Source organism: Ligilactobacillus saerimneri DSM 16049 (assembly GCF_000423265.1).
GTDB classification, from domain to species: domain Bacteria; phylum Bacillota; class Bacilli; order Lactobacillales; family Lactobacillaceae; genus Ligilactobacillus; species Ligilactobacillus saerimneri.
In genome coordinates this window covers 16,381-29,721 of the sequence record NZ_AUHQ01000010.1, presented here as the reverse complement: position 1 = coordinate 29,721, position 13,341 = coordinate 16,381, and the positions used below count along the sequence as shown (strand labels likewise).

The following is a 13,341-nucleotide window of genomic DNA, read 5'->3' as shown; positions in this document are numbered from 1 at the left end:
AACACAAGAAAAAGGCATTAAAATCATCATATCGATCATTTTAATGCCTATAAAACAAAAAAATCACTTTTTATAATGAAAGTTCCCCCGCCTCAAGGACGACGTACTCTGAGCTAGACTAGGTAAAGGTTGTAACCAACATCCTAACGCCCATTTATCATTATAAAAGTGACACTTTGTTAATTGAATATATTCAATTAATACCAGTTAACGAATTAGTCAACCAATTCAAGAACAACCATTTGAGCAGCATCGCCCCGACGCTTGTCCATCTTTAAGATCCGAGTGTAACCACCGTTACGTTCAGCAAAACGTGGTGCAAGATCATCAAATAACTTTTGTAAAGCAGTTTGGATAACTACGTCGTCACCGTTTTCCTTAACGTCAGCAATAACGTTCATCATGAAAGCAGCAGCGCGCCGGCGAGCAGCCAAGTCACCCTTCTTACCTAAAGTGATCATCTTGTCAGCAAATTTACGTACTTCTTTAGCACGTTGTTCAGTAGTAACGATCTTTTCGTTAACAATCAAATCAGTAGTCAAATTGCGTAACATTGCCTTACGGTGTTCGCTTGTCCGACCTAATTTGCGGTATGCCATGAATGTTTCCCTCCTTTATTTCTGATAATGTTTAGTCATCTTGGCGTAATGATAAACCAAGGTTTGCTAATTTTTCCTTAACTTCATCCAAAGACTTGCGACCAAGGTTTCTAACCTTCATCATATCTGCTTCAGTCTTATTAGTTAACTCTTGAACAGTATTGATACCTGCACGCTTCAAGCAGTTGTATGAACGAACAGAGAGATCAAGCTCTTCAATTGTCATCTCAAGCATCTTTTCTTTGTGAGTTTCTTCAGTTACAACCATCATTTCAGCATTCATTGCTTCTTCAGTCAGGTTAACAAACAAACTCAAGTGTTCAGTTAAGACTTTTGCGGATAAGCTAACAGCTTCACTAGGTGTGATGGACTTGTTAGTCCAAACATCTAAGGTCAACTTATCGTAATCGTTCTTTTGACCAACACGTGTTTTTTCAACTTGGTAGTTCACGCGTTCGATCGGGGTATAAATCGAATCGATTGGTAAAACACCGATTGGCATATCATCAGCCATTTCTTTGTTTTCCTTTGCAGAAACGTAACCACGACCCGTGTTAGCGGTCATCCGAACATGGAATGAAGCTCCATCAGCCACAGTACAAATATATTGATCTGGGTTGAAGATTTCAACGTCGGCACTACCTTGGATATCACCGGCAGTTACTTCCATTGGACCAACAACATCAATCTCTAAGGATACACGATCATCTGACTTGATACCCAATGCAACCTTCTTTAAGTTCAAGATGATTTGAGTAACATCTTCTAGAACACCTTCGACGGTAGAGAATTCATGGAGAACCCCATCGATTTGGATATCAGTAATAGCAGCACCTGGCAATGAAGATAATAAGACCCGGCGTAAAGAGTTACCTAAAGTTGTACCATACCCACGTTCAAGCGGTTCGATAACAAACTTGCCGTAGCCATCATTTTCTTCAATCTTATGAATTTTTGGTTTTTCAAATTCGATCATTCTTATCTTTACCCCTTTCAAAACGTAACGTGTAGTAACATGGTTTCAACACTGTGAAGGCAAGCTTCAAAGTTCCACATTAAACACGCCGACGCTTTGGAGGACGACATCCATTATGAGGAACTGGTGTAACATCCTTGATAGATGTAACTTCGAGACCTGTAGTTTGAAGTGCACGAATAGCAGCTTCACGACCTGAACCAGGACCCTTAACAGCAACTTCAACAGTCTTCATACCGTTTTCCATTGCAACCTTTGCAGCAGCTTCAGAAGCCATTTGGGCAGCAAATGGAGTAGACTTACGGCTACCCTTGAAGCCTAAGGAACCAGCTGATGACCATGCAACGGCGTTACCATGAACGTCAGTGATCATAACAAGTGTGTTGTTAAATGTTGAGTGAATGTGTGCAACGCCGGCTTCAATATGCTTCTTCACACGGCGCTTACGTGATTTCTTAACAGCCATGAATTTGACTAACCTCCTTTATTTTAATTTATTTATTAACCTTTTTTACCAGCAATAGCAACTGCTGGGCCTTTACGAGTCCGCGCATTGTTCTTCGTGTTTTGACCACGAACTGGTAAATGACGACGGTGACGAAGGCCACGGTAAGAACCGATTTCAGAAAGACGCTTAATGTTCAAGGAAACTTCACGACGAAGGTCACCTTCAACCTTGTAGTTATCAACTTGTTCACGGATCTTGTCTTCTTGATCTGGAGTCAAGTCACGAACACGGATATCTTCTGAAACACCGGCATCAGCCAAAATCTTTTGAGCTGTTGTATTACCGATACCAAAAATATATGTTAAGCCGATTACGATACGCTTGTCACGTGGTAAGTCGACACCTGCGATACGAGCCATTTAAAATTCACCTCCTTAAAAATTAGCCTTGACGTTGTTTGTGCTTAGGATTGCTGCAGATAACCATTACGCGACCCTTGCGCTTAATGACCTTGCAGTTTTCGCACATTGGTTTAACTGATGGTCTTACTTTCATGAATTATACCTCCTATATTTACTTGAAGTACAATCTATTTAAAGCGATAGGTAATGCGACCCTTAGTTAAGTCGTATGGTGACATTTCAACCGTTACCTTGTCACCAGGTAAAATCCGAATGTAGTGCATTCTGATCTTCCCAGAAACATGCGCTAAAATCTCGTGACCATTTTCGAGCTCAACTTTGAACATCGCATTTGGTAAAGTTTCTTTTACTTTACCTTCAATTTCAATCACATCATCTTTCGCCACGTAAAAGTACCTCCTTAAATTTTGGTTTGAAAACTTTACACGTAAAAATGTGAGAAGCTTCACGGAGTCCCACCTTTTTCCGCAGGATGAACGCAAAAAAGCGCGAACTAATCCTATTGAAAAGATAAACCTTGATAATACTATCATATTCTAAAGTGCTTAGCAAGGATTTGTTTTCAATAAAAATTTCCATAAAAAAAGTTGCCGCAAAGCGACAACTTCATTGTAAGCCTTTAGCTACTTAATTGCATCTAAAATTTGTTTAATATCAGCGAAAACCTTTTCGATTGGTTGATTTCCGTTTACTTCGTGTAAAATACCTTCTTCACGGTAGAAATCGAGTAAAGGTGTATTCATTTCAATGTTAACCTTCAAACGGTTCTCAACTGTTTCCGGCTTGTCATCGTCCCGTTGGAAGAATTCATGGCCACCACAACGATCACAAGTGCCTTCAACTTTAGTTGGGTTGAAAACCTTATGGTATGTAGCACCACAGTTCTTGCAAATAAAGCGTCCCGTCAAACGTTCCATCAGTGATTCAGGATCTACGTGAATATTGATCACACAGTTCAATGGTTGACCAAGTTCAGCACTAAATTCCTTTAATGCTCGTGCTTGAACCATGTTTCTTGGAAAGCCATCTAACATGTAGCCGTTTTGAACATCGTCTTGGCCTAAACGTTCTTTCACAATCCCGTTAACCACATCATCCGGCACCAATTCGCCCTTGTCGATATATTTCTTAGCTTCAACACCCATTGGGGTTTGATTCTTGATTGCTGCCCGGAAGATATCCCCAGTTGAAATATGTGGAATCTTGTACTCATCAACAATCTGTTCTGCTTGGGTCCCCTTACCAGCACCTGGCAAGCCCATTAACATTAACTGTAAAGCCATAGTAATGACTCCTCCTCAAATATTTATACGATTATCATTATACCGTACTTTAAGTTTTTCATCTAAAGAAAATACGGGAAATAAGGTACTACTACTTATTTCCCGTATTAATAAATAGATAAATTATTCTCTGATGAAGCCAACGTATTCTTGTTTCATCATCATCCCGTTTAACTGATTGATTGTTTGGATTGTAACCCCAACAACAATTAGTAAACTGGTACCACCTAGTCCGATTGATTCATTCAATCCCCAAACATTGCTGGAGACTAACGGAATCAATGATACTAAGCCCAAGTAAAGTGACCCAACCGAACTTAGTCGGATCAATAGACTAGAAACATAATTTTGTGTTTCCCGTCCTGGCCAAACAGATGGAATATAACTTCCCTGTTTTTGTAAATTTTCTGCTAGCTTCTCAGGGTTTACCTGAACAAAAGCGTAGAAGAAAGTAAAACCAACAATCAATACTGTATATAAAATCATCCCTGCTGTCGTCTGCATTGAAAACAGATTGGTCATGATCTTATACCATGTATCTTCAGAATGATTTTGCGTGAAAACCATTAGGATTGCTTGGGGCGTAGCAATAAACGAACTAGCAAAGATAACTGGGATAACCCCAGCAACATTGATCTTTAATGGCAGATATGAGCTATCAGATGCTCCAGCCATCCGCCGCGTATACTGAATAGGAATCTTATAAGCAGCTTGTTCAACAAACGTAACAAAAGTTACGATGATGAGGATTACTACCAATAAGAGGCCACAGTATAGCAGTGGCTGAACCAAATCACTTGCACTTCCAAATTGTTCTTGGTAAATTTGCTGAATTCCAGTAGGAACCCGAGCTAAGATACCAGCCATGATGATAATGGAAACTCCATTACCAATCCCACGATCTGTAATCATGTCACCAAGCCAGGCGGTAAACATTGTACCCCCCGTTAAAATCAAACCAATGCTAACATAGGTTTGAATACTTGGATTTTCCACAAGGTTTAATGAACTCAAAAAATTAAACCCTGCTGTAACACCAATTGATTGTATAAACGCAAGGACAATCGTCAGGATCCGCGTATGCTGATTAAGTTTACGCCGACCAACTTCACCTTGTTTGCTCCACTCCACATACTTCGGCACAATGTCCATTTGTAATAATTGGATTACAATTTGTGCAGTAATATATGGTGAAACCCCCATTGCCAAGATGGAATAGTTAGTCAATCCACCACCACTGAAAGTGTTCAATATACTAATTAACCCTGAAGACGCAACACTTTGCAGAGCTTTAGCGTTGATCCCAGGGACAGTGATATAAGTGCCTAAGCGAAATACAATCAAGACACCTAAAGTAAATAAGATTTTATTGCGAATCTCTTTTACAGTAAAGGCGTTCTTCATTGTCTTAAGCAATTAAATCACCTCAGCTTGACCGCCTTTTGCTTCGATCGCTTCCTTAGCAGATGCAGAGAACTTGTTAGCTTTAACAGTTAACTTCTTGTTCAATTCACCATTACCAAGAATCTTGATCCCATCTTTGAGATTCTTAACGATGCCTGCTTCAGTTAATTCTGCAACAGAAACAACAGCACCATCTTCAAATTTGTTTAATTCAGTAAGGTTTACAACAGCATATTCTTTACGGTTAATGTTGTTGAAACCACGTTTTGGCATCCGGCGGAATAATGGCATTTGGCCACCTTCGAAACCAAGACGAACCTTGCCACGAGCCTTTTGACCCTTTTGACCACGGCCTGCAGTCTTACCATTACCGGATGAAGTACCACGACCTACGCGGTTGCGTACTTTACGTGAGCCTTCACTTGGCTTTAATTCATGTAATTTCATTAGGGTTGGCACCTCCTCATTAACTTATCTTGACTTTAGTCAGCCAATTTAACGTCCACTAAATGATTGATCTTTGTAATTGCTCCGCGCATAGCTGCGTTGTCAGGAACAACAACTGAACTATTAATGCGGCCAAGGCCTAAACCTTTAACAATTTCGCGTTGATTTTGAGGACGTCCAATGACAGAACGAATTAATGTAACTTTTAATTGAGCCATAATTTTTGTCCTCCTTATTCAGCTAAGTGTTGTACAGAAACACCACGTAATTGGGCAACTTCTTCTGCACTCTTCATACGCAACAAACCATCCATTGTAGCACGGACTACGTTAACTGGTGTGTTTGAACCTAATGACTTACTTGTCACATCGTCAATACCAGCAAGTTCCATGATGGCACGTACGGCACCACCAGCAGCAACCCCAGAACCGGCAATAGCTGGCTTCAACAAGATGCGACTACCGCTGTGTTGACCGATGATTTCGTGAGGAAGAGTAGTTCCAACAACCGGAACTTCGATTAAGTTCTTACGAGCAGCGTCAACAGCTTTACGAATAGCTTCTGGAACTTCTTGAGCTTTACCAGTACCAAAGCCAACGTGGCCATTGTGGTCGCCGACAACAACTAAAGCAGCAAAACGAAGACGACGTCCACCTTTTACAACTTTAGTAACACGGTTGATTGCTACAACACGATCTTCTAATTCTAATTGAGTTGGATCGATAAAAGCCATAAATGTTATTTCCTCCCTTTCCTAGAATTGTAAACCATTTTCACGTGCAGCTTCGGCTAAAGCTTGAACACGTCCATGGTACAGGTATCCACCACGGTCAAATACAACTTGTTCGATACCCTTATCTTGAGCACGCTTTGCAACAACAGCACCAACTGAAGCAGCTTGTTCAGTCTTAGTGTTGCCACTAACTTCACTGTCTAAAGTAGAGGCACTAACTAGCGTCACACCCGCTACGTCATCAATAACTTGAGCGTAGATGTTTTTGTTTGAACGATAAACATTTAAGCGTGGGCACTCAGCAGTACCAGAGATCTTACCACGAACACGAACGTGACGACGTTGACGTGTCTTATTCTTATCTGGTTTTGAAATCAAAATTTTCACCTCTTAATTAAATTTGGATCAGCAAGTTATGCTGCATTATTTACCAGTCTTACCTTCCTTACGACGTACGAATTCGCCAACATAGCGAACACCCTTGCCCTTGTAAGGTTCTGGAGCACGCTTAGCACGAATCCGTGCAGCGAAATCCCCAACTTCTTCTTTGTTAATCCCAGAAACGATTACAGAAGTTGCAGAAGGAGCTTCAAGCTTAATGCCATCTTCTTCTTCAAAGTAAACTGGGTGGGAGTAACCAAGACTTAATTCAAGCTTGTTACCCTTCTTAACTGCACGGTAACCAACACCACGCAATTCAAGTTCTTTCTTAAAGCCCTTAGAAACACCTTCAACCATGTTGGCGAAGTTTGCACGAGTAGTACCGTGAAGAGCCTTAACTTTGTTATCTTCTGATGAACGTTCGAAAGTAACTTCGTTGCCTTCGATCTTCATTGTGATTTGATTTGAAAATTCACGAGTTAATTCACCCAAAGGACCCTTAACAGTAACTACGTTACCATCTTGTTTTACTTCAACGCCTTCTGGTAATTCAACTACTTTATAACCAATACGACTCACGAGATTGACACCTCCTTACTGTTTATATTAATTACCAAACGTAAGCGAGCACTTCGCCGCCAACGTGCTTTGCCCGTGCTTCTTTGTCAGTAATCACGCCTTCTGGTGTTGACAAGATAGCAATACCTAAACCGTTTAAAACCTTAGGTACATCATCGGACTTAACGTAAGAACGTAAACCTGGTTTAGAAATACGACGAAGACCAGTGATTACGCGTTCGTTGTTCTTACCGTATTTAAGGAATACGCGGATAACGCCTTGTTTGTCGTCATCAATGTATTCAACGTCGCGGATAAATCCTTCTTTTTGAAGGATTTCAGCGATGGCCTTCTTCATGTTTGAAGCAGGCACTTCTAAAGATTCAAGTCTTGCTTGATTTGCATTACGAATGCGAGTCAAGAAATCTGCAATTGGATCTGTCATGACCTTGTTTGCCTCCTTTTATCAAAGTATATGTGGATTACCAGCTAGCCTTTTTCATGCCAGGGATTTGACCCTTGTGAGCAAGTTCGCGCAGGCAAACACGGCATAACTTAAATTTACGATAAACAGAATGTGGTCTGCCACAACGTTCACAACGAGTATATTCTTGAGTTGAGAACTTTGCTGGACGCTTATTCTTTGCAATTTGTGACTTTTTAGCCAATGTGAAACCCCCTCTTATTTGGCGAATGGCATTCCTAATTGAGTTAATAATTCCTTGGATTCTTCGTCTGTGTTAGCAGTTGTAACAATAACGATATCTAATCCCCGTACCTTATTAACGTTATCAAAATCGATTTCAGGGAAGATCAGCTGTTCACGTACACCCAGTGTGTAGTTACCACGACCATCGAAAGCACGCTTGCTTACACCGTGGAAGTCACGCACACGTGGAAGTGATACAGAAACTAACTTGTCTAAGAATTCGTACATCCGTTGTCCACGTAAGGTAACCTTAGTACCGATTGCCATACCTTCACGCAGACGGAAGCCAGCGATAGACTTCTTAGCTCTTGTGATAACTGGCTTTTGACCAGAGATAAGAGTTAATTCTTCGACAGCTTCATCCAAAAACTTAGAGTTATTTACAGCATCACCAACACCCATGTTGATAACGATCTTGTCAACCTTAGGCACTTGCATGATTGATGTGTAGTTAAATTTTTCCATCATTGATGGGACAATTTCATTAGTATATTTATCCTTTAAACGACTCATGAAGAAAGTATCCTCCTTCCTTATTTATTATAAAGTTTTGCCAGACTTCTTAGAAACCCGGACCTTTTTACCATCTTCTACCTTGAAACCAACACGAGTTGCTTCATTGTTAGAAGGATCGATCAACATAACGTTTGAAACGTGGATTGGTGCTTCCACATCAATAATTCCACCGTTTGGATTAGCGTTAGTTGGCTTTTGGTGTTTCTTAACAACGTTAACACCCTTAACAATCACACGGTCTTTACCAGGGAAAGTTTGCAATACTTCGCCTTCCTTACCCTTGTCTTTACCGGCGATTACCTTGACTTTATCATTCTTCTTAATGAACATCTTTATCTGTGCACCTCCTTGCTAGACGATGGTTGATTATAATACTTCAGGTGCTAAGGAAACAATCTTCATGAAGTTTCCGTCACGTAATTCACGAGCAACTGGCCCGAAGATACGTGTCCCTTTAGGTGACTTATCTTCACCGATAATTACAGCAGCGTTTTCATCAAACTTGATGTATGAACCATCAGGACGGTGTGTGCCGTACTTAGTACGAACAACAACAGCCTTGACAACGTCACCCTTTTTGACAACGCCCCCTGGTATTGCTTGTTTAACAGTAGCAACGATGATATCACCGACAGTAGCAGTCTTTACACGAGAACCGCCCAAGATCTTGATAACTAAGATTTCACGAGCACCGGAGTTGTCAGCAACTTTTAAACGACTTTCTTGTTGGATCACAGTTAGTGTCCTCCTTTCACAATTTATTAGATAAGAATACGAATCAGTGCAATTTTATCAGTTAACTATCTTAAATGATAACTGCTTTTTCAACGATTTCTAATAAACGGAAACGCTTTGTAGCTGACAATGGGCGTGTTGCCATGATCTTAACAATGTCGCCAGTCTTTGCTTCGTTGTTTTCATCATGGGCCTTGTATTTCTTAGAGTACTTAACACGCTTACCGTAAACTGGATCGTTCTTGTATGTTTCAACAACAACGGTGATGGTTTTGTCCATCTTGTCAGAAACGACACGTCCTTGGTAAACCTTGCGTTCGTTACGTTCACTCATTAGGAATTAGCCTCCTTTTCGTATTCTTTATTTGTTTAATTCTTGTTGACGCAGCGCAGTCTTAATACGTGCGATCGTCTTACGAACTTCCTTCAAGCGAGCAGTGTTTTCCAACTGACCAGTTGCTAATTGGAAGCGTAAGTTAAATAATTCATCTTTGAATTGCTTTTCTTTTTCAAGCATTTCAGCAGTGGTTAATTCAGTAATTTCCTTATTAGTCATTTGATTCGCCACCTACTTCCCCACGTTTTACAAACTTAGTCTTGATTGGGAGCTTGTGAGAAGCCAAACGGAAAGCTTCACGAGCAACTTCTTCAGAAACGCCGGCAATTTCAAACAATACCTTTTCGCGCTTAACTGGAGCTACCCAACCAGCAGGAGCACCTTTACCTGAACCCATCCGAACACCAATTGGCTTATCGGAATAAGTCTTATGAGGGAAAATCTTAATCCAAACCTTCCCGCCACGCTTCATGTAACGAGTCATCGCAATACGCGCAGCTTCAATTTGACGGTTTGTGATCCAGTGTGATTCAAGTGCAACTAAACCATATTCACCGAAAGCAACAGATCTGCCACCCTTAGCGCGACCACGCATGTGACCACGGAATTCGTGACGATGCTTTGTACGTTTTGGTACTAACATAGATTATTTCCCTCCCTTACTGTTATCTTTTTTTTCTGGTAAAACTTCACCACGGTAGATCCAAGTCTTGACACCGATCCGACCATAAGTAGTGTGAGCTTCAACCCATGCGTAATCAATATCCGCACGCAATGTGTGCAATGGCACAGTACCTTCAGAGAAGTGTTCAACACGGGACATATCTGCACCGTTTAAACGACCTGCAGTCTGAATCTTGATACCCTTTGCACCAGCACGCATTGTCCGTTGGATTGCTTGCTTCATAGCACGACGGAAAGCAATCCGGTTTTCTAATTGAGCAGCAACATTTTCACCGACCAACTTAGCATCTAAGTCAGGCTTCTTGATTTCCACAATGTTAATGTGTACTCGCTTGCCTGTCAAATCATTTAATTCTTTACGAAGCTTTTCAACTTCAGAACCGCCTTTACCGATTACCATACCAGGCTTAGCTGTATGGATTGAAATATTAACGCGCTTTGCGGCACGTTCGATTTCAACGGTAGAAACAGAAGCGTCGGCTAATCTATTTTCGATATATTCCCGGATACGAAGATCTTCATGAAGGTTAGCAGCAAAATCTTTTTCAGCGTACCATTTTGCATCCCAGTCACGAATGATACCTACACGTAAACCAGTTGGATTAATTTTTTGACCCACGCGTTATCCCTCCTTATTTTTCAGATACAACTACAGTAATGTGGCTTGTCCGCTTGTTGATTGGAGAAGCAGAACCCTTTGCACGAGGACGGAACCGCTTAAGAGTTGGTCCTTCGTTAACAAATGCTTCGCTTACGTATAAATCTTCAGCGTCTAAGTCAAAATTGTTTTCTGCATTTGCAACAGCTGATTTCAAAACTTTTTCAATGATGAAAGCACCTTTGTTAGGTGTGAACTTTAAAATCCCCATTGCTTCAGCAACGCTCTTGCCACGAATAAGGTCGATCACAAGACGAGCTTTACGTGCAGGAATGCGAACTGTGCGAGCAGTTGCTCTTGCCGATGTTACTTGTTCAGCCATCTATATTATCCTCCCTTATCTATTTCCCAGTCTTCTTGTCATCACTAGCATGACCATGGAAAGTACGTGTTGGAACGAATTCACCCAACTTGTGGCCTACCATATCTTCTTGAATATAAACTGGAACGTGCTTCCGTCCATCATATACTGCGATTGTGTAGCCAATGAAGCTTGGGAAGATCGTTGAACGACGTGACCATGTCTTGATAACAGACTTCTTTTCTTGATCAGCTTGTGCCTTGATCTTCTTTAACAGATGTTCATCTGCGAAAGGTCCTTTTTTCAAACTACGACTCAAAGTGTAATCCTCCCTTCGGATTATGAGTCACGCTATGCAGCTAATGCACGGTGACTATTTCTTTTTACGGTTACGAACGATGAATTTGTTTGATCTGTTCTTCTTCTTACGTGTCTTCTTACCAACAGTCTTCTTACCCCATGGGGATAATGGACTTGGACGACCAACAGGGGCCTTACCTTCACCACCACCGTGTGGGTGATCGTTAGGGTTCATTACAGAACCACGAGATTGTGGACGCTTGCCTAACCAACGGTTACGACCAGCTTTACCAATGTTGATCAATTCGTGTTGTTCATTACCAACAACACCGATAGTTGCCCGGCATGATAAGAGGATCATCCGTACTTCACCAGAAGTCAAACGAACGATAGCATATTTGCCTTCCTTACCAAGTAATTGAGCAGAAGTACCAGCTGAACGAGCCAACTGGCCACCCTTACCAGGCTTTAATTCTACGTTGTGAATAACAGTACCAACAGGAATGTTAGCTAATGGCAATGCATTACCAACCTTGATGTCGGCATCTACACCAGATTCAACAACTTGACCTACTTCGAGGCCCTTTGGTGCGATAATGTAAGACTTAACACCGTCTGCGTAAACAAGCAGCGCAATGTTTGTGGAACGGTTTGGATCATATTCAATGGCCTTTACAGTTGCTGGAACATCATCTTTAATCCGCTTGAAGTCGATGATACGGTATTGGCGCTTGTTGCCACCGCCACGATGACGAACAGTGATGTGGCCGTATGCGTTACGTCCAGCTGTCTTTGCTTTAGAAGCAAGCAAGGACTTTTCTGGCTTGGACTTAGTGATTTCAGCATAGTCAAGTCCAGTCATATTACGGCGACCATTTGATGTAGGTTTAAACTTTTTGATCCCCACTGTGATTCCCTCCTATATATAGATTTATTCTTCGTCGAATAATTTGATTTCTTTAGAATCGGCAGTCAAAGTAACGATAGCCTTACGCCGGTCTTTTCTGTAACCAACATATTGGCCCATACGCTTCTTTTTGCCTTTTACGTTCATAATGTTAACCTTAGCAACTTTAACATCAAAGATGTCTTCAACAGCAAGCTTAACTTGTGTCTTAGTTGCACGTGGGTCAACTTCGAATGTATAACGCTTATCATCTAAGCTTGCCATTGAAGCTTCAGTGATGATAGGACGTAAAATAATATCGCGTGATTCCATTATGCAAGAACCTCCTCTACTTGAGAAAGAGCTCCTTGAGTGATGACCATCTTGTCGTTATTGATAACGTCTAAAACGTTTAAGCCCTTAGCAGGGATAACAGTAACGTTTGCTAAGTTACGTGCAGCTAATGCAGCAACTTTGTTGTCATCTTCAAGAACTACTAATACTTTTTCGTTAACGTTTAAGTTAGCTAAAACTTGTGCAAATTCCTTAGTCTTTGGTTGTTCAAATTGTAATTGATCAACAACTACTAAGCTTTCGTCAATAACCTTTTGAGAAAGGACGGACTTGATAGCCAAGCGACGAACTTTGCGAGGAAGCTTGTAACTGTATGAGCGAGGTGTTGGGCCAAATACGACACCACCACCAACCCATTGTGGTGAACGAATAGAACCTTGACGAGCACGACCAGTACCCTTTTGACGCCATGGCTTACGACCGCCACCACGAACTTCGCTTCTATTCTTAACATCATGTGTACCTTGACGTAAAGATGCACGTTGCATCAACACTGCGTCAAATACAACATTGTTGTTTGGTTCGATACCAAAAATACCGTCGTTCAATTGAACGTCACCATTTTTGCTACCGTCTTGTTTGAATAATGCAACTGTTGGCATGTTGTTTC

Annotated in this window: 27 protein-coding genes; all 27 read right to left on the bottom strand. The window is 41.2% G+C overall.

The genetic code is table 11. The features are described 5' to 3' along the window. Positions 1-215: 215 nt before the first annotated feature. Complete coding sequence (gene rplQ / locus G541_RS0103895; RefSeq protein ID WP_009550814.1) at positions 216-599, bottom strand: 50S ribosomal protein L17; 384 nt, start codon at positions 597-599, stop codon at positions 216-218. Positions 600-630: 31 nt separating this feature from the next. Further along, entirely contained in the window at positions 631-1,575 is a 945-nt protein-coding gene (locus G541_RS0103890) for a DNA-directed RNA polymerase subunit alpha (RefSeq protein ID WP_009550816.1), read from the bottom strand. 79 nt (positions 1,576-1,654) lie between these two features. Continuing rightward, positions 1,655-2,041, bottom strand: a complete 387-nt coding sequence (rpsK, locus tag G541_RS0103885) for a 30S ribosomal protein S11 (protein WP_009550818.1) — start codon at positions 2,039-2,041, stop codon at positions 1,655-1,657. Positions 2,042-2,076: 35 nt separating this feature from the next. Beyond that, positions 2,077-2,442: a 30S ribosomal protein S13 gene (rpsM, locus tag G541_RS0103880; RefSeq protein WP_009550820.1), complete on the bottom strand. Its 366-nt coding sequence runs from the start codon at positions 2,440-2,442 to the stop codon at positions 2,077-2,079. A 22-nt stretch (positions 2,443-2,464) separates the two neighbouring features. Continuing rightward, positions 2,465-2,578: a 50S ribosomal protein L36 gene (gene rpmJ, locus G541_RS0103875; protein ID WP_009550822.1), complete on the bottom strand. Its 114-nt coding sequence runs from the start codon at positions 2,576-2,578 to the stop codon at positions 2,465-2,467. Positions 2,579-2,612: 34 nt separating this feature from the next. Then, positions 2,613-2,831 (bottom strand): translation initiation factor IF-1, encoded by a 219-nt coding sequence (gene infA, locus G541_RS0103870; RefSeq protein WP_009550824.1) that lies wholly within the window; start codon positions 2,829-2,831, stop codon positions 2,613-2,615. 237 nt (positions 2,832-3,068) lie between these two features. After that, positions 3,069-3,728, bottom strand: coding sequence for an adenylate kinase (locus tag G541_RS0103865; protein ID WP_009550826.1), 660 nt, complete (start codon positions 3,726-3,728; stop codon positions 3,069-3,071). A 123-nt stretch (positions 3,729-3,851) separates the two neighbouring features. Further along, a complete protein-coding gene (secY, locus tag G541_RS0103860) occupies positions 3,852-5,144 on the bottom strand; it encodes a preprotein translocase subunit SecY (RefSeq protein WP_009550827.1) in 1,293 nt (430 codons plus the stop codon). Further along, entirely contained in the window at positions 5,145-5,579 is a 435-nt protein-coding gene (gene rplO / locus G541_RS0103855; RefSeq protein WP_009550829.1) for a 50S ribosomal protein L15, read from the bottom strand. Positions 5,580-5,614: 35 nt separating this feature from the next. Continuing rightward, on the bottom strand, positions 5,615-5,797 hold the full coding sequence (gene rpmD, locus G541_RS0103850; RefSeq protein ID WP_009550831.1) for a 50S ribosomal protein L30: 183 nt from the start codon (positions 5,795-5,797) through the stop codon (positions 5,615-5,617). Between the two features lie 14 nt (positions 5,798-5,811). After that, complete coding sequence (gene rpsE / locus G541_RS0103845; RefSeq protein ID WP_009550833.1) at positions 5,812-6,312, bottom strand: 30S ribosomal protein S5; 501 nt, start codon at positions 6,310-6,312, stop codon at positions 5,812-5,814. 21 nt (positions 6,313-6,333) lie between these two features. After that, the gene (rplR, locus tag G541_RS0103840) at positions 6,334-6,699 is read right to left on the bottom strand and encodes a 50S ribosomal protein L18 (protein ID WP_027826557.1); all 366 of its coding nucleotides are present in this window, start codon (positions 6,697-6,699) and stop codon (positions 6,334-6,336) included. Positions 6,700-6,735: 36 nt separating this feature from the next. Beyond that, positions 6,736-7,272, bottom strand: coding sequence for a 50S ribosomal protein L6 (rplF, locus tag G541_RS0103835; protein ID WP_027826556.1), 537 nt, complete (start codon positions 7,270-7,272; stop codon positions 6,736-6,738). A 31-nt stretch (positions 7,273-7,303) separates the two neighbouring features. Next, positions 7,304-7,696: a 30S ribosomal protein S8 gene (rpsH, locus tag G541_RS0103830; RefSeq protein WP_009550838.1), complete on the bottom strand. Its 393-nt coding sequence runs from the start codon at positions 7,694-7,696 to the stop codon at positions 7,304-7,306. Positions 7,697-7,733: 37 nt separating this feature from the next. Continuing rightward, positions 7,734-7,919 carry a type Z 30S ribosomal protein S14 gene (locus G541_RS10140; protein ID WP_009550840.1) on the bottom strand — a complete coding sequence of 62 codons (186 nt, stop codon included), beginning with the start codon at positions 7,917-7,919 and terminating at the stop codon, positions 7,734-7,736. Positions 7,920-7,933: 14 nt separating this feature from the next. Beyond that, positions 7,934-8,473, bottom strand: a complete 540-nt coding sequence (rplE, locus tag G541_RS0103825) for a 50S ribosomal protein L5 (protein ID WP_009550842.1) — start codon at positions 8,471-8,473, stop codon at positions 7,934-7,936. Positions 8,474-8,500: 27 nt separating this feature from the next. Next, the gene (gene rplX / locus G541_RS0103820; RefSeq protein ID WP_009550844.1) at positions 8,501-8,806 is read right to left on the bottom strand and encodes a 50S ribosomal protein L24; all 306 of its coding nucleotides are present in this window, start codon (positions 8,804-8,806) and stop codon (positions 8,501-8,503) included. Positions 8,807-8,842: 36 nt separating this feature from the next. Next, the gene (gene rplN / locus G541_RS0103815) at positions 8,843-9,211 is read right to left on the bottom strand and encodes a 50S ribosomal protein L14 (protein ID WP_027826555.1); all 369 of its coding nucleotides are present in this window, start codon (positions 9,209-9,211) and stop codon (positions 8,843-8,845) included. A 70-nt stretch (positions 9,212-9,281) separates the two neighbouring features. Beyond that, positions 9,282-9,545, bottom strand: a complete 264-nt coding sequence (rpsQ, locus tag G541_RS0103810; RefSeq protein ID WP_009550851.1) for a 30S ribosomal protein S17 — start codon at positions 9,543-9,545, stop codon at positions 9,282-9,284. A gap of 27 nt (positions 9,546-9,572) precedes the next feature. Further along, positions 9,573-9,767, bottom strand: coding sequence for a 50S ribosomal protein L29 (rpmC, locus tag G541_RS0103805; protein ID WP_009550852.1), 195 nt, complete (start codon positions 9,765-9,767; stop codon positions 9,573-9,575). Next, positions 9,760-10,191 carry a 50S ribosomal protein L16 gene (rplP, locus tag G541_RS0103800; protein WP_009550854.1) on the bottom strand — a complete coding sequence of 144 codons (432 nt, stop codon included), beginning with the start codon at positions 10,189-10,191 and terminating at the stop codon, positions 9,760-9,762. Before rplP ends, rpmC begins: the two co-directional genes overlap by 8 nt. Before the next feature lie 3 nt (positions 10,192-10,194). After that, complete coding sequence (gene rpsC, locus G541_RS0103795; RefSeq protein WP_027826554.1) at positions 10,195-10,851, bottom strand: 30S ribosomal protein S3; 657 nt, start codon at positions 10,849-10,851, stop codon at positions 10,195-10,197. A 13-nt stretch (positions 10,852-10,864) separates the two neighbouring features. Continuing rightward, on the bottom strand, positions 10,865-11,212 hold the full coding sequence (gene rplV / locus G541_RS0103790; protein WP_009550858.1) for a 50S ribosomal protein L22: 348 nt from the start codon (positions 11,210-11,212) through the stop codon (positions 10,865-10,867). A 19-nt stretch (positions 11,213-11,231) separates the two neighbouring features. After that, a complete protein-coding gene (rpsS, locus tag G541_RS0103785; protein WP_009550860.1) occupies positions 11,232-11,510 on the bottom strand; it encodes a 30S ribosomal protein S19 in 279 nt (92 codons plus the stop codon). Between the two features lie 54 nt (positions 11,511-11,564). Further along, positions 11,565-12,398, bottom strand: a complete 834-nt coding sequence (gene rplB / locus G541_RS0103780) for a 50S ribosomal protein L2 (protein WP_027826553.1) — start codon at positions 12,396-12,398, stop codon at positions 11,565-11,567. 24 nt (positions 12,399-12,422) lie between these two features. Further along, positions 12,423-12,710, bottom strand: coding sequence for a 50S ribosomal protein L23 (rplW, locus tag G541_RS0103775; RefSeq protein WP_027826552.1), 288 nt, complete (start codon positions 12,708-12,710; stop codon positions 12,423-12,425). Then, positions 12,710-13,333: a 50S ribosomal protein L4 gene (gene rplD, locus G541_RS0103770; RefSeq protein ID WP_027826551.1), complete on the bottom strand. Its 624-nt coding sequence runs from the start codon at positions 13,331-13,333 to the stop codon at positions 12,710-12,712. The genes rplW and rplD overlap by 1 nt, the downstream gene beginning before the upstream one ends. Positions 13,334-13,341 lie beyond the last annotated feature (8 nt).